This window comes from Arachnia propionica, from assembly GCF_900637725.1.
Classification (GTDB): domain Bacteria; phylum Actinomycetota; class Actinomycetes; order Propionibacteriales; family Propionibacteriaceae; genus Arachnia; species Arachnia propionica.
In genome coordinates this window covers 793,976-809,493 of sequence record NZ_LR134406.1, presented here as the reverse complement: position 1 = coordinate 809,493, position 15,518 = coordinate 793,976, and the positions used below count along the sequence as shown (strand labels likewise).

The following is a 15,518-nucleotide window of genomic DNA, read 5'->3' as shown; positions in this document are numbered from 1 at the left end:
CAGTGAGCATCAAAGATTTCTGATGGAAAGGGTGGATGCAGCGCTCCTCGGACCGCCCCCGAGACGCATCATGGAGTCAACTGATGTCGACGATGACCTTGCCCTCACCGTGCCCGGCCTCGACCAAGGCGTGCGCCCGAGAGATCTCAGCAAGCGGGAACCGTGCTCGGATGATCGGGTTCAGCTGCCCTGCCTCGACCAAATCAGCCAAGGTCACCAAACCTGTGCGGCTGGGCTGTACTGACATGAAAATGATGGTGGGCCCGGGCAGGATCTTGGTGAGGAAACTCACGGGAATACCCGCCGGTGAAATCGTGAGCAGCCGACCGGATGGCGCAACGAGACGACGCAGCTGCCACAAGTTGTTCCCCGTGGTGTCGAGCACCGCTTGATAGCGACCCGTCAACGTCGACCATGCGGCGGGTTCCGGGTCGAAACGGGATTCCGCCCCCAGCTGCCTGAGCAGTTCGTCATGTCGCACCGAACTTATTGTGTCCACGAATGCACCGCGCGCTCGGGCCACCTGAACGGCCACGCTCCCCACGCCCCCGGCACCTCCCACGATGAGCAGCCGAGAGTCCGATCCGACTCCGAGTTTCTCCAAGGCCTGCCAAGCCGTGATTCCGACCAAGGGAAGCGCGGCAAGCTCGGCCAGATCCAGTGAAGCAGGCGCCGGCGCGACCAGATCCGCGTCCACTGCGATCCTTCCCGCTGCCGTACCACGCTTACCCAGTTGATCGGTGCCGAGGAATCCCCATACGCGCTGTCCGATATCGAAACCATGGACCTGCGGACCGATGCCGACCACTTCCCCGCTGAAGTCCAACCCTGTGGACTGCGGCAGGCGGCGTCCGGTCAGAAACTTGTTCCGACCAGCCCGCGCATCCGTGTCGATCCTGTTGACGCTGATGGCCGTCACGTTCACCACGAGGTCGTGAGGCCCGGCGACTGGGGCAGAGGTCTCCGTGATGCACAGCACCTCCGGTGGACCGAAACGCAGGTACTGCGCAACAGGCACCGTGTTCGCTTCAGGAATCATGTTCTGCATGCCAAACACTTCCTTCTCGTTCTTCTATTGGGACTGGAAGGGTGTGAGCTGATCGACGAGCTCGCGGTGAGCCAGACGCCGTAGCCCGATCAGAATCGAGTCATAGATCAAAGTGCCGAGCACCGCGGTCTGCACCTCTCGACTCGGGGAATCGAACAGCATGTGGTCGAAATCGCTCTTGGCGCATTCGCGAGCCGCTGTGGTGTAGGCGGCAAGATGTTCGGCATCCATGCCCACACCGTTCTCCTCGGCCAACGCGATCGCGGCCAGAAGCTGGTTGACGTACGGTACGTCAGGCAACTCATCGAACCCGACACTGGCCAGTGCCGCACGAGCACCAGCCAAGTCGGTGTCATCAGCAACCCTGGCTCCCGCCAACGGCAGATCCGCGGTCACACTTGTCATCAGGGCGGCAGGGCTCAGTTCGGGATCGCGAACCAAGTTGAGGATCTTGCGAACCTGCCGAATCGACAAGCCGACAACATGCACTAGCCCTCGGATGAGCCGGAGTTGGTTCACGGTCTCCACATCATCCGCTTTGGGATCCAGGGTTGAGCGGATCAACCCTTCGCGGATGTAGTACTTGATCGTCGCGACCGAGACACCTGATCTCTGCGACAACACCGAGATGGACACAGTTCCTCCTCCTACATCTCTCACAACACTCATGAGGAGATAGTAACACTCTCTACAAGCTCTAGACAGCTTTTGGAGGCTTCTCATGGATATCCTTGTGGATAGTGGTACTATCGATACTGTTGCTGGTGACGCAGACGCATCACACGAATCAGACTGGAGTCTCCATGGTCAACACCACCTACGCACACCGTTTTCATGAAGTTTCAACAGCCGTTCGAGGAGGGATGCAGGACGGCAGCTATCCGTACGGACAGGCCTTCGCCAGCGCCCAGCACAACACCGGAACCCTTCCCAACGAGGACCCCGTCATCATGCTGACCTCCAACGACCATCCCGGGCTCAGCATCGACACCGAAGTGCTCACCGCAGCACAACGCGTCCTGCAGTACGGACTGTCGACATGTGGCGCCCGGCTGCACAACGGAACCGCGCTGCTGCATCGAGAATTCAAGCAGGAACTTGCCGAATGGCTGGGCTTCGACGACGCCGTGCTGTTCAGCTCGGGATTCCTCGCCAACGTGGTGCCCCTGTCAGCGCCCGGTGGACCCGGTGTGGTCCACATCGCCGATCAGCTCGATCATCAGAGCATCACGACTGGTTGCGCACAGTCCGGGGCAGATCTACGGGTCTTCCCCCACAACGATCCAACCAAGCTGGAGTACATCCTGCAGCGCAGCGAGAAATACGACTGCCAACTTGTCGTCGTCGACGGCACGTACTTCATCGACAGCGACCTGGCTCCCTGTTTCCGGATGCTGCGGAAGGCCTGGTGCACCAGCCGAGGAGTGTTGGTGGGACGTTCCGGCATCTCCTCTGACACCCGTCAGATCCTTCCCGAGGGAACGGGCCCAGCTCATCACCGCGCCACGGCTGCTCGACAACGTGGGGCGGCTGACACTGATCGATGTCTTCCATCAGTTCGGCGACCATGTCGTTCCGGTCAGTGTGGAGCACACCGTGATCCGAAGGCCGGATCCGGAAGTGAACGAGGTTCCCGGATGCGTCGAGGTCCGTCCAGAAGGCCTTGGTCGTACGCGATGCGAATCCACGTCGCACAGCTCGACGGAACTCCGCTGATCAAGGTTGACCGGCTCCTGCTGCAGAAATTGAACAACCATGCTGCCCATCGAGATCTCACCCATTCCACAGCGGCGTAGCAAGCACTCCTCGCTGCAGCGGAATGAACGAATCCGCGCCGATGAGTTCCAAACAGTGCTGGCATCTGCCGGTTCTGAATGTGACCTGCCAGCCAAGGCGCTGCAGGGATGGCACGTCGCCCCGGAGAGCACTTTCTCGCCGGGACCTGATACGACCACCGAAGCCGAGCTGCCGGGTTACATGGACAACATCGTCGCCGGATGCGTCGGCAATTGTCTCGACCTGCGCGGCACCAACCATGTCGTTGACTCCGACTTGTCATCCTTCGGCACTGCCGTCCGCTGCGCCTCGGGGATCCTGCAAGCCGATGACGCCGACGCCGTACTGATCGTCGGGGTCAATGCCGTGGCCGCCCCCGAGCTGGCTGATGTCTGGTCACGACAGCTTGGAACATCAGTACGTCCGTTCGAGGCCTCGGTGTTCTTGGTGGCGCGTCGAGCTGCTGACATCACGGACACGCATCAGATCCAGCCGCGGTCCATCGGCGGCGCGCAGCGGAAAAACCGCGTGGCGCCTGGCGGGCTCCGGTTGGTGCTCGGCCTCGACGACAGCAGCGATCCGGCAGTCCACCGCGCCCATGTGGCTTCCGCCCTGTGCTCTGGTCAGGGGCACGGTCCCAACCTCATCCATGCAAATTCCAGCTCCGGAAACATCACAGCGAAAGAGTGACAACAACCATGACATCCCCAACGATAGACATCTCCCCCCAACAAGCGGCGCCCGCCCCCCGCGCCCGGGGCAGGTTCATCGCCCTCGCGGTGCTCTGCCTGGCCGAGCTCGTGGGCGTGATGGACAACACCATCATCAACGTCGGAATCCCGACCCTGGGCCGGGCGTTCGACGCGTCCACAACCCAGCTGCAGTGGATCGTCGACGCCTACACCCTCGTGTTCGCGGTGCTGATGCTTCCCGGTGGCTACCTCGGCGACCGGGTCGGTAGGCGGAAGATCCTCATCACGGGTCTGCTGGGTTTCGCCGTCGTTTCCTCCGTCTCCGCGATGACCACTCACATCACGGTGCTGATCGGGCTGAGGGTGTTGCTGGGCATCTGCGCTGCGCTGGTGTTCCCGGCGACCCTGTCACTCATCTCCACCATCTTCAAAGGAACCAAACACCATGCCCTGGCCGTAGGGTTGTGGGCAGCGACCGCAGGGCTTGGAATCGCACTCGGCCCCGTGGTCGGCGGGCTGCTCCTAGAGCACTTCGAATGGCCGTCCCTGTTCTGGATCAACATCGTGATCGTGCTGCCGGTCGCCGGCATCTCGTCATTCCTGGTACCCGAGTCCAGGAGCAACAAGCTGGGTCGGTTCGACGCGGTCGGGATGTGCTTGGCGATTGCTGCCCTGGGCTTGTTCGTCGGCTCGATCATCGAAGGCCCACAGCTCGGTTGGACGACGTTGCCGGTCCTCGGAGGTCTCGCAACATCGATCCTGCTGGCGGGGGCATTCATGGCCTGGGAGAAACGGGTCGACTCCCCCATGCTGGATCTGAGTCTGTTCCGGGCATCGAATGTGGCGACGTGCAGCTCGGCAATCGGTCTGGCGTTCTTCTCCCTGTTCGGTTTCACGTTCACCATCACGATCTATTTCCAAGCGGTGCGCGGCTACAGCGCGTTGCAGGCGGGACTGGCGATCCTGCCGTTCGCAGTCGTCATGGGTGCCTGTTCCCCGCTCGCGCCAGTGCTGGCTCGACGGTTCGGGACCGGGCGTTGTGTCCCCTTCGGCATCGCATTGATGGGGATCGGCTTCTGGATCGTGTCTTTCGCTGATGCCACCAATTCGTACTGGGCGGTCATGGTCCCCGCGATGATCTTCATGGCAATGGGGTTGGCGTTCGCCCAGGGGCCAGCCACCGACATCATCCTGTCCGCCGCCCCCAGCGACGAAATCGGTGTCGCCTCGGGTGTGAACGACTCCATCCGGGAGATCGGCGGCACGATTGGCGTCGCAGTCCTTGGTTCGATCCTCACCCACGTGTACCGCGACCAGATGTCGACGGTGACCTCCACGTCACCGTCCTTGAGCGCGGCCGGTGACTCAATCATGGCAGCACAGCAGATCGCTGCCACACTTCCCGAGGGATCTCAACAGACGACACTGCGGGCCACGGCCTCCGATGCTTTCCTGTCCGCCCTTCACATCAACTGCCTGATTCTGACCGGGATCATGCTCATGGCATCAATCCTCATCGCTTTCAGGTTCGTCCACAATGCACGGCATTGAGCAGCACTGTCCTAATCGCAGCAGGCTTCCAAACCCCGACAACAAACTGCACCATTCGCAGATTTCTCAGGCACGACGGCGCGACCCCCGCAGCTCGGCGGGGGTCACACCGGATGGTTCTGTCGCTCAGGCCAGGCCCTTGGACTTCAGCCAGTCGCCCGCGATCACCGAGGCCGACGCCTTCTCGTCGACGGATCGCTTGTTCATGGCAATCAGGTCCTCGGGGGTCAGCTCCTTCGACACCTTGTTCAGGGTCTGCGCGGTCTGGTCGTCCACCTTGCTGGAGACGATCGGCACCACATTGGAGGACAGGAACATGTTCTTCGGATCCTCCAGGGCCACCAAGTCGCCTTCGGCCAGCACTGGGGCGGCGGTGTAGATGTCGGCGATCTGCACCTCCCCGTCGCGCAGGGCCTTGACGGTGAGCGGACCGCCCGAGTCCTCGGCGGGTTTGATCGTGGCCTCGACCCCGTAGATCTCACGGAGCCCCTTCGGCCCGTAGGGGCGGGACTCCAGCTCGGAGTTGCTTGCAATCTTCAGGTCCGGCACCGAGGCGAGATCACCGATCTGTTTCAGCGAGTGTTCCTCAGCGAACGTCTTGGTCACCACGTAGGAGTCCTGGTCGGTTGCCGGCGCCTGCTCCAGTGCCTTCAACCCTCCCGGCAGGGCGCCGGTCAGCTCAGCGTGGACCTGTTCCGGGGTGCGGGCCGTGGTCTCGGGTTTGTAGTACTGCAGCAGGTTGCCGCTGTACTCGGGGAAGATATCGATCTTCCCGGCCTGGAGTTCGGGCATGTAGACCTCCCGCTGCCCGATCTTCAGCTGTCGGTCCACCTTCTTGCCCAACTTCTCCAAGGACTGGGCGTAGATCTCGGCGATGATCTCGTTTGAGTAATAGTCCTGGGAGCCGATCACCAGGGTGTCGGAGGATTTCGTGTCGTCGTTTTTCCCCTCGATGTTCGAGGCGCTGCCGCAGCCCACCAGGGCCAGGGCTGCTGCAATTCCGAGTGCTGCAAGCTTGGTCTTGGATGTCATCGGGACTCCTTCGCAGAAGCGATTTGGGTACTTGGGTCGAGTTTTCGGGTGATCGAACGCTTGGCCTGGACCAGCAGCAGGTCCAGGACGAGCGCCAGGACGACGACCAGCAGCGCGCCGCCGATCATCTGGGCGTAGTCGCGGGTCTTGAGACCGGTGAAGAGGAACCGCCCCAACCCCACATCGGCGGTGTAGGCGGCGAGCGTCGCCGTGGCGACGACCTGGAGGGTGGTCGATCGCAGCCCTTCGAGAAGCAGCGGAACGGCGGCGGGCAGCTCCACCTGGGTGAGCACCTGCCACGAGGACAGGCCGATGGCGCGGGCCGCGTCCACCGTGACCGGTTCGGCCGAGGTGATCCCCGAGTAGGCTCCGGCGAGCATCGGGGGAATGGCCAGCACAAGCAGCGCGCAGAAGGGCGCCACCAGCCCCAGGCCGGACCACAAACCGACCAGGGTCAGCAGACCGAGGGTCGGGAGGGCACGCGCCGATGCGGTGACCATGGGAACCACCGCCACCCCGCGCCGCGTGTGGCCGATGGCCACCCCGGCCGGGAACGCCAACACGCAGGCCACGGCGACCACGGCGAGGGTGAAGTAGAGGTGTTGCTGCAGTCGTGACGAGATGCCGCTGGCCCCGCCCCAGTTCTCGGGTGTGAACAGCCAGCCGAGGGCGTCGAGGAACAGATTCATGCCGTCACCTGCTTCCGTTTGCGGAGCCACGGGGTCAGGGCCCTGCCAAGCAACACGAGGAGTAGGTCGAAGACCAGGGCCAGCAGCAGGGTCGCGCCGAGCCCGGTGAGCAGCGATTCGACCAGTTGTCGCTGGAAGCCGTCGGTGAACAGGGTGCCGAGTGACTGCACACCTACCAGCGCGCCGACCGTGACCAGGGACACCGTGGAAGCGGCCACCACGCGCAGCCCCGCGATCAGCACCGGCACGGCGAGCGGCATCTCCACCTGGCAGAATCGCCGCCACGGATCGACCCCGAGGGCGTTCGCGGCCTCGACGACATCCTCGGGCAGGGAACGGAAGGCCTCCGCGACCTGGGTGACGAGCACCGATATCCCGTACAGGGTGAGGACGATCACCATGTTCAGCGGGGAACGCACCGGAACTCCCAGGATGACCGGGATCACCACGAGCATCGGCAGGGAAGGAACTGCGTACAGGAGGGAGAAGGCACCGAGCAGAAGTCCTCCGAAGCGCCGGGTTGCGACCGCCAACCGGGCCAGTGGTACCGACAGCACAGCGGCCGCGACAATGGCGCCCAGCGAGAGCAGGGTGTGGATCAAGAAGTAGCTGCCCACCTGCCCCAAGTTGTTGATCAACCAGTTCACGACGACTCCCTGTCCCGGCTTCCCCCGTCGTCGCCGGCCCGGAGGGAGCCCAGGGGTCGCCCCTCGGCGTCGATCACGAGCCTGGAGCCGTTGCGTTCGATGGTTCGCAGCTGGCGGCGGCCTGCATCAGCCCCGACGAAATCGGCGACGAACTCATCGGCCGGGCTGGAGAGCAGTTCCTCCGGGGTGCCGACCTGCGCCAAGACGCCGCCGGTGCGCAGCACCGCCACCTGGTCGCCCAGGAGGAAGGCCTCGTCGACGTCGTGAGTGACGAACAGGATTGTGGTTCCCAGGCGCCGCTGCAGGTCGCGCAGTTCCCGCTGCAGGTCGGCGCGGACCAGTGGGTCGAGGGCACCGAAGGGTTCGTCCATGAGCAGGACCTTGGGGTCGTTGGCGAGCGCCCGGGCGACTCCGACGCGCTGCCGCTGCCCGCCGGAGAGCTGCGACGGAAAACGCCCGGCCAGGTCGTGGTCGAGCCCGACCATGTCCATCAGTTCCAGGGCATGCTCGCGCGCCTTGGCCTTGGGAACCCCGTCGAGGATCGGGACCGTGGCGATGTTGTCGACGACGCGGCGGTGCGGGAACAGCCCGCCGTCCTGCAGGACGTAGCCGATGGAGCGTCGCAGCGCCACCGTCGGCTGCACCGCGACATCCTCCCCGGCCAGCAGCACAGCACCCGAGGTCGGCGCAACCATCTTGTTGACCATCCGCATCAGGGTGGTCTTGCCGGATCCGGACGAGCCCAGCAGCACGGTCGTGGAGTGCTCGGCGACGTCGAGGGTGATGCCCCCGACCCCGACGGTGCCGTCCGGATAGATCTTCTGTACGTCCTCGAACCGGATCATGACTCAGCTCCGTTCTCGTGGAGGGCCCGGACGACCTTCTTGCCGGGCCTGGAGCGGTTCACGCCAAAGGCCTCGACCCGGGCCGGCACCTCTTTGGGGCGTGGGACCGGGTGGGGAAGTCCCCGGGCCTCAAGAGCCTCGGGACCGCCCGGGGTATCGATGACGACGGCGTGCATGGTGGAGGCCATCACAGGCTCCTTTCACGGACGGGACTGCCCTGGTTGGCATCGTCCGGGCTGGTTTCCCGGACATCCGGATGATTCATGGGGTCGGCTCCGTTCTCGTTGGTCAGGGCGACGAAACCGCCACCGGGCAGGGGTTCGTCGAGACGGGCGCCCTGCATGGCCGGGACGACGTCGGCCCGCTGGCTTGCTCCGGCAGCCACCCGGGTCAGGTTCCGGGTGAGCACCACCAGCTCCTCGTGACGGAATCCGGCGAGCACGGTGCGCAGGGTGTCCTCGAAGGCTCCGGCCGCACTCTCCATCCGCACCCGCCCCTTGTCGGTGAGGCTCAGACGACAGGAGCGCCGGTCCTTGGGGCAGGGGGTCCTGACCACGAGCCCGTCACCGACCAGGCGATCGACGAGCCGCGAGGCCGCGCCGACCGTGGTGTGCTGGCGCCGGGCGATGTCCTGGACCCGGGGGCCACCGTCGGCCGCTGACGCGTCGATCTGCTTCAGGACGAGATAACGCGCCAGGGTGGCGGAGTTCGCGGTTCGCCAGAGAGCCTTCTCGAGCCGGTTCCACAGCGCCACCTCCGCGTGCAGGAGCGCTTCGAAGAGGGCTCCGTGATCCCCGAGGGGCTTTGCTGTCTCCATCACCCAAGAAACATTACATGTAACTCAATTACATGGAAAGCATCTGGCTGGATCCGAGACGATTGAACCCCGGAAACAGCAACGCCGGCTGGGCCGTGAGAACCCAACCGGCGTCGCGGAGTGCGCCCCGTCAGGACAGCGACCCGTAGGTCGTCTTGGCCTTCTCCAATGCGGCGACATACCCCGCACGCTCGTAGGCGTCGGCCGGGGTGCGGCCCGGCACGGCCAGCATGCCACGGGCCTGGTCCAGGGTGAGCCGCCTGCCGTCGAGCCAGGATTCGAGACCCTCGACCAGGCGGGTGGCGTGCTCGACGCCGTGACGCACCAGCGCCGAGGTGGTGCAGACCACATCGGCCCCGGCCAGCAGGTGTTTCACGACGTCCCCGGGCTGGTCCACCCCGGACGAGGCCGCTAGCGAGGCCTCCACGTGGTCGCGCAGCACCGCGATCCAGGTGCGCGGCAGGCGGGCGTCCACGGGCGAACTCAGCGTCACCCCGCTGACCACCTCCAACCGATCCAGGTCGATGTCGGGTTGCAGGAACCGGTTGAACAGCACCAGACCATCGGCCCCGGCCCGGTCGAGCCGCTGGCACATCGCACCTACCGACGAGAAATACGGGCTGAGTTTCACCGCCACCGGGATGCTCACCTCCGACTTCACGGCCCGGAGAATGTCGAGGTGACGCTGCTCCACCTCTTCACCTCCCAGGGTGAGGTCACCCGGGACGTAGTAGATGTTGAGTTCCAGCGCGGCCGCCCCGGCGTCCTGCAGGCTGCGCGCCGAGTGCACCCATCCCCCGCGGGAGGCGCCGTTGAGGGAGGCGATCAGCGGCACGTCGATGGCCTGGGCACCCTTCTCGACGAGCCGCAGGTAATTCGTGACCGCATCAGCCTCTGCACGCGGCACCTCCGGGAAGAAGCTGATGGCCTCCGGGGTTATGTCGGCGAACTGCTCCTCCAGCTCCACCAGGCGCTCCGCGTCCCGGAGCAGCTGCTCCTCGAACAGGGAGAACATGGTCACGGCACCGAGTCCCGCATCCGCCAGCGCCTTGATGTCCTCGACGCTCTGGCTCAGCGGCCCGGCCGAGGCAATGACGGGGTTGCGCAGTTCCAGCCCCAGGTAGCTGCTCCTCAGATCTGCCACGATTCCTCCTTGCGCGGGTCGGCGGCGAACTTCTCCGCGCCCCGGAGCGCCAGCTCCTCGTACTCGGCCCAGCGCCGGTCCACCTGCGCCTGGGCGATGTCGATGAGACGATTGGCCTCCTCCGGGTCGGCGGCGCGCAACACCTTGTAGCGCAGTTCGGCGTCCTGGTACTCGCGCAGCCTCAGGCGCGGCCGGGGGCTGTCGAGCAGGAACGGATTGCCGCCGTTCTCCCGGATCACCGGGTTGTAACGCATCAGCGGCCAGTGCCCGGAATTGACGGCCCGGTACTGCTGCTCCAGGCCCTTGCGGGTGTCGATGCCGTGGGCGATGCAGTGGCTGTAGGCGATGATCAGGCTCGGCCCCTCGTAGGCCTCCGCCTCGCGGAACGCCTTCAAGGTCTGCTGCGGGTCCGCACCCATCGCCACCCGGGCCACGTACACCGACCCGTAGGCCATCGCCTGCATGGCCATGTCCTTCTTGTTGGTGTGCTTGCCCGCGGACGCGAACTTCGCGACAGCCCCCAGCGGGGTGGATTTGGACGCCTGGCCTCCCGTGTTGGAGTACACCTCGGTGTCCAGCACCAGCACATTGACGTTGCGGCCCGAGGCCAGCACGTGATCGACACCGGAGGAACCGATGTCGTAGGCCCAGCCATCGCCGCCGACGATCCACACGGAACGCCGCAGCAGATGGTCGCAGACGCTCTTGAGGTCCTCGATCTTCGGGCCCTCCAGCTCCGCCAGCCGCGCCTTGAGACGGTCGACCCGGGCGGCCTGCCGGGCCAGACCCGATTCCATGCGCTGCTTCGCGGCCAGCAGCGAATCGATCAGTTCGTCGTCGTCGATCTCGGGGCGCAGCTCCTCCAAGAGGCGGCGCGCCATGTCCCGGTGCAGGTCGGCGGCCAGCCGGAGCCCGAGCCCGAACTCGGCGTTGTCCTCGAACAGCGAGTTCGACCACGCCGGCCCGCGTCCCCGGGCGTTCTTCGCCCACGGGGTGGTGGGCAGGTTGCCACCGTAGATCGACGAGCAGCCGGTGGCGTTGGCGACGGTGACGCGATCCCCGAACAGCTGGGTCAGCAGCTTCAGGTACGGGGTTTCACCGCACCCGGCACAGGCCCCGGAGAACTCGAACAACGGCTCCAGGAACTGGGTGCCACGGACGGTGCCGAAGTCCACGTTGCGGCGGTCGTTGAGCGGAATGGTCTCGAAAAACCTGACCGCTTCCTTCTCCTTTTCCCGTTCCAGCACCGGCTCCAGATTGATGGCGCGCCGGTTCGGCTGCCCGGCGGGCCGCACGGGACAGGCCTCCACGCACAACCCGCAGCCTGTGCAGTCCTCGGCGTAGACCTGCAGCGTGTAGCTGGTGTCGGGCAGTCCCGCGGCGTCGAGCGGTTGGCTGAGGAATCCCTCGGGGGCGTTCTCGGTCACCTCGGAGGGGTAGTACTTGGCGCGCAGCACGGCGTGCGGACACACGAAGGAACAGTTCCCGCACTGAATGCAGGCCTCGTTGTCCCACACCGCGATGATCTCGCTGATGTTGCGTTTCTCGTAGCGGGTGGTCCCCGACGGATAGGCACCGTCGACGGGCAGCGCCGAGACCGGCAGCTCGTCACCGCGCCCGGCCAGCATCGTCGCGGTGACCTCCCGCACGAACGGCGGGGCATCCGACGGGACTGGCGGGATCAGGTCCCGCTGCCCCGTCGCGCTGGTGGGCACCTGGACCTCGTGCAGGTGGGCCAGGGAGGCGTCGACCGCCTCGTGGTTCTTCTGCACGATGGCCATCGACTTGCGGGCGTAGGTTTTGGTGATGGCGGCCTTGACCTTCTCGATTGCCTCTTCACGCGGCATGATGCCGGAGATCGCGAAGAAACAGGTCTGCAGCACCGTGTTGGTGCGCGACCCGAGGCCCGCGGCCCGCGCGACCGCGGAGGCGTCGATGACGTGAAGGGAGATGCCCAGCTCTACGATCCTGTCCTGCATCGGGCGCGGCAGCTGTTCCCACACCTGATCCGCCGGATAGGGCGAGTTGATCAGCAGCGTCGCACCGGGCTGGGCGAACTCCAGCACGTCCACCCGCTCCAGGATCGACCAGTGATGGCAGCCGATGAAGTTCGACCGGGTCACCAGATACGGCGCCTGGATCGGGTTGGGGCCGAATCGCAGATGCGAGACGGTGCGTGAACCCGACTTCTTGGAGTCGTAGACGAAGTAGCCCTGGGCGTAGGTCCCGGGGTCGGAACCAATGATCTTGATGGTGTTCTTGTTGGCTCCGACGGTGCCGTCCGAACCCAGCCCGTAGAACACGGCGCGGTGGGTCTGCGGATCGAGGAGTTGGAAGTCGGGGTCGACATCGAGGGACAGGTGGGTGACGTCGTCGTTGATGCCCACCGTGAAGCGCGGCCGGGGACGGTCCTTCGCCAGCTCGTCGTAGACCGCCTTGGCCATGGCGGGGGTGAACTCCTTGCTGGACAGGCCGTAGCGGCCGCCGGTCAGCACCGGCATCACCTCTCGGTCCCCGCGGGCCACGGATTCCCCGATGGCGGAGGAGACGTCGAGGAACAGCGGCTCGCCCCCCGATCCGGGTTCCTTGGTGCGGTCCAGGACGGCGACCTTCCGCACGGTGGCGGGCAGCGCGGCCAGGAGGTGTTCTTTCGGGAAGGGCCGGTAGAGCCGCACGAACAGGGCACCCACCTTTTCCCCCGCCTCGTTGAGGTGCTTGACCACAGGGATCATCGTCTCTATCCCCGAACCCATGATCACCACCACCCGGTCGGCCTCGGGATGGCCGTGGTACTCCACCAGGGAGTAGTGACGGCCCGAGATCTCCTCGAAGCGTTCCAGGACCTCGGTGAGGATCCCGGGCACGGCGTCGTAGTAGCGGTTCGCGGTCTCGCGGGACTGGAAGTAGGTGTCCGGGTTCTGCGCGGTACCCCGGATGAACGGGTTTTCGGGGCTCAGCGCCCGGGCGCGGTGTTCGCGGATCAGGTCGGTGGGAACCAGTTCACGCAGCTGATCGTCGGTGAGTTTGACGAGGGTGTTGAGTTCATGACTGGTGCGGAAGCCGTCGAAGAAGTGCACGAACGGCAGCCGGGCGCGCAGGGTCGCCAGATGCGCGACGGCCGCCATGTCGTGGGCCTCCTGCACCGACGCGGAGCTGAGCATGCAGCAGCCCGTCTGGCGTATGGCCATCACGTCCTGGTGATCACCGAAGATCGACAGGCCCTGCGCGGCCAGGGAACGCGCCGCGACGTGGAAGACCGTGGAGGTCAGCTCCCCGGCGATCCGGTACATGTTGGGGATCATCAGCAGCAGGCCCTGCGAGGCGGTGAAGGTGGTGGACAGGGCCCCGCCCTGGAGGGCGCCGTGCATGGCTCCGGCCGCGCCTCCCTCGGACTGCATCTCGACGACGGTGGGCACAGTGCCGAAGACGTTCCTGCGCCCGTGGGAGGACCACTCGTCGGCCAGTTCGGCCATGGTGGAACTGGGGGTGATCGGGTAGATGGAGCAGAGTTCGCTCAGCCGGTAGGCGACGTCGGCGGCGGCCTCGTTGCCGTCGATGATGGTGCGCTGGTTCATCGCTGGCCCTCCGGGATCATCTCGATGGCGTGCACGGGGCACTGCTCGTAGCAGGTGGCGCATCCGGTGCAGCGTTCGTAGTCGAAGCGGTACCGGTTGCCGGGCCCGAGTTTGATGACGGCATCCTCCGGGCAGGCGCCGTAGCAGCCGTCGCACTCGAAGCAATTGCCGCAGGACAGGCAACGCCGGGCCTCGAACTCGGCCTCCTTCGGGCTGAGGCCCGCGACGATCTCACCGAAGTCGGACACGCGCGTCTCGGGGGCCTGCTCGGCCTGGACCCGCCGGGTATGACCGCCGAAGTACCACAGGTTCATCTGGTCGAGGTGGACGAGCGGGTGTTTCGGGTCGCGCGGGGCGACGTCGAGGTTCAGCCACTTGTCGATGCAGCGGGCCGCTTTCTTGCCGTGCCCGACACCGACGGTGACGGTGCGTTCGCTCGGCACCATGTCGCCTCCCGCGAAGATGCCGGGAACGTTCGTCATGAGGGTGTCGGGATCGACCCGCACCACGTCCCGGTCGAAGATCATGCCGGGGATGGCGTGGAGGAAACCGGTGTCGGCCTCCTGCCCGACGGCCAGGATCACGGTGTCGGCGGCGAGTTTCTCGAATCGCCCGGTGCCGTGCGCCCTGCCCTCCTCGTCGAGTTCCATGATCTCGACGGTCAGGTCCTCCTCACCCATCTCGGTGATGGTCCGCAGCCAGTTCATCCTCACCCCCTCCTGCTCCGCGCTCTCGCGTTCCTCGGTGTGGGCGGGCATCTGCTCCACGGTGCGGCGGTAGACGATCACCGACTCCTCGGCGCCCAGGCGACGGGCCACGCGGGCCGCGTCCATGGCGGTGTTGCCGCCGCCGTAGACCGCGACCCGGCGTCCGATGACGGGCCTCTCGCCCTTGGCGACGTCACGCAGGAAGCTGACTGCGTCGACCATCCTGGTGGCGTCGGCCGAGGGAATATCCACGCGTTTGGACAGGTGGGCACCGATGGCCACGAACACCGCGTCGAAACGACCCGCCACCTGCGTGGCGAGCAGGTCGGTGACCGGCGTGTTGTTGCGGATCACCACCCCCATGTCGGTGATGCGCGCCACCTCGGCATCCAGGACGTCGCGAGGCAGCCGGTACTCGGGGATCCCGTAACGCATCATGCCGCCGGGGGCGTCGGCGGAGTCGTGGATCTCCACCTCGTGACCGAGGCGGCGCAGGTGGTAGGCGGCTGACAGCCCAGAGGGCCCGGCGCCGATGATCAACACCCGCCGCCCGGAGTCGCGGCTCGGCGTCTCGAACCGCCAGCCGCGCTCCAGGGCCAGGTCCCCCAGATAACGTTCGACCGAATGGATGGAGACGGCCGCGTCGAGATCCTTGCGGTTGCAGGCCGTCTCGCAGGGGTGGTAACAGACACGGCCGTGAATGGCCGGGAAGGGGTTGTCGGCGGTGAGCTGCCGCCAGGCCGCCTCGTGCTGACCCGCTTTTATCAGGCGCAACCACTCCTGGATGTTCTCCCCCGCAGGGCATCCCGCATTGCAGGGGGGCAGCATGTCCAGGTAGATGGGCCGCCTGGATCGCACCGGGGCGACCCGCCCCGTGGTTGTCAACAAATTGGGCAGACCAGTCACATCATCGCGCTCGGTCATGGTTTCCCTCCGTCGCTACGACTATTCCCGTCAATAGTAGGACGTCTAAGGGACACCATGCCCCGTAAATT

The 15,518-nt window shown here is 65.5% G+C and carries 14 protein-coding genes; 3 read left to right on the top strand and 11 right to left on the bottom strand.

Annotated features, from left to right (window positions below; all coding sequences use genetic code 11):
• Nucleotides 1-76: 76 nt before the first annotated feature.
• Complete coding sequence (locus tag EL272_RS03585) at nucleotides 77-1,048, bottom strand: NADP-dependent oxidoreductase (RefSeq protein WP_014845855.1); 972 nt, start codon at nucleotides 1,046-1,048, stop codon at nucleotides 77-79.
• A 24-nt stretch (nucleotides 1,049-1,072) separates the two neighbouring features.
• Complete coding sequence (locus EL272_RS03580; protein ID WP_014845854.1) at nucleotides 1,073-1,684, bottom strand: MerR family transcriptional regulator; 612 nt, start codon at nucleotides 1,682-1,684, stop codon at nucleotides 1,073-1,075.
• Nucleotides 1,685-1,911: 227 nt separating this feature from the next.
• Here EL272_RS03580 and EL272_RS03575 point away from each other — a divergent pair, with 227 nt between their 5' ends.
• From EL272_RS03575 to EL272_RS03565, 3 genes are read left to right on the top strand one after another with little or no spacing between them, the layout of a single operon-like run.
• Nucleotides 1,912-2,844 (top strand): PLP-dependent aminotransferase family protein, encoded by a 933-nt coding sequence (locus tag EL272_RS03575; protein WP_051014928.1) that lies wholly within the window; start codon nucleotides 1,912-1,914, stop codon nucleotides 2,842-2,844.
• Complete coding sequence (locus EL272_RS03570; protein WP_041696213.1) at nucleotides 2,804-3,514, top strand: beta-ketoacyl synthase N-terminal-like domain-containing protein; 711 nt, start codon at nucleotides 2,804-2,806, stop codon at nucleotides 3,512-3,514. The genes EL272_RS03575 and EL272_RS03570 overlap by 41 nt, the downstream gene beginning before the upstream one ends.
• Before the next feature lie 8 nt (nucleotides 3,515-3,522).
• Nucleotides 3,523-5,067 (top strand): MFS transporter, encoded by a 1,545-nt coding sequence (locus tag EL272_RS03565; RefSeq protein ID WP_014845852.1) that lies wholly within the window; start codon nucleotides 3,523-3,525, stop codon nucleotides 5,065-5,067.
• Nucleotides 5,068-5,193: 126 nt separating this feature from the next.
• Here EL272_RS03565 and EL272_RS03560 read toward each other — a convergent pair whose 3' ends face one another.
• The 9 genes from EL272_RS03560 to EL272_RS03520 all read right to left on the bottom strand — a co-directional run bounded on the left by EL272_RS03560 (nucleotide 5,194) and on the right by EL272_RS03520 (nucleotide 15,447).
• Nucleotides 5,194-6,099 carry an ABC transporter substrate-binding protein gene (locus tag EL272_RS03560; RefSeq protein WP_061787865.1) on the bottom strand — a complete coding sequence of 302 codons (906 nt, stop codon included), beginning with the start codon at nucleotides 6,097-6,099 and terminating at the stop codon, nucleotides 5,194-5,196.
• The gene (locus tag EL272_RS03555) at nucleotides 6,096-6,788 is read right to left on the bottom strand and encodes an ABC transporter permease (protein ID WP_014845850.1); all 693 of its coding nucleotides are present in this window, start codon (nucleotides 6,786-6,788) and stop codon (nucleotides 6,096-6,098) included. The genes EL272_RS03560 and EL272_RS03555 overlap by 4 nt, the downstream gene beginning before the upstream one ends.
• Nucleotides 6,785-7,435 carry an ABC transporter permease gene (locus EL272_RS03550; protein ID WP_014845849.1) on the bottom strand — a complete coding sequence of 217 codons (651 nt, stop codon included), beginning with the start codon at nucleotides 7,433-7,435 and terminating at the stop codon, nucleotides 6,785-6,787. Before EL272_RS03550 ends, EL272_RS03555 begins: the two co-directional genes overlap by 4 nt.
• A complete protein-coding gene (locus EL272_RS03545; protein ID WP_061787866.1) occupies nucleotides 7,432-8,280 on the bottom strand; it encodes an ABC transporter ATP-binding protein in 849 nt (282 codons plus the stop codon). Before EL272_RS03545 ends, EL272_RS03550 begins: the two co-directional genes overlap by 4 nt.
• Complete coding sequence (locus EL272_RS03540) at nucleotides 8,277-8,468, bottom strand: hypothetical protein (protein WP_061787867.1); 192 nt, start codon at nucleotides 8,466-8,468, stop codon at nucleotides 8,277-8,279. The genes EL272_RS03545 and EL272_RS03540 overlap by 4 nt, the downstream gene beginning before the upstream one ends.
• The gene (locus EL272_RS03535) at nucleotides 8,468-9,097 is read right to left on the bottom strand and encodes a MarR family winged helix-turn-helix transcriptional regulator (RefSeq protein ID WP_061787868.1); all 630 of its coding nucleotides are present in this window, start codon (nucleotides 9,095-9,097) and stop codon (nucleotides 8,468-8,470) included. Before EL272_RS03535 ends, EL272_RS03540 begins: the two co-directional genes overlap by 1 nt.
• A 130-nt stretch (nucleotides 9,098-9,227) precedes the next feature.
• Entirely contained in the window at nucleotides 9,228-10,241 is a 1,014-nt protein-coding gene (locus EL272_RS03530; protein WP_061787869.1) for a dihydroorotate dehydrogenase-like protein, read from the bottom strand.
• Entirely contained in the window at nucleotides 10,229-13,816 is a 3,588-nt protein-coding gene (nifJ, locus tag EL272_RS03525; protein WP_014845844.1) for a pyruvate:ferredoxin (flavodoxin) oxidoreductase, read from the bottom strand. Before nifJ ends, EL272_RS03530 begins: the two co-directional genes overlap by 13 nt.
• Complete coding sequence (locus EL272_RS03520; RefSeq protein ID WP_061787870.1) at nucleotides 13,813-15,447, bottom strand: NAD(P)-binding protein; 1,635 nt, start codon at nucleotides 15,445-15,447, stop codon at nucleotides 13,813-13,815. The genes nifJ and EL272_RS03520 overlap by 4 nt, the downstream gene beginning before the upstream one ends.
• Between the last annotated feature and the right edge of the window lie 71 nt (nucleotides 15,448-15,518).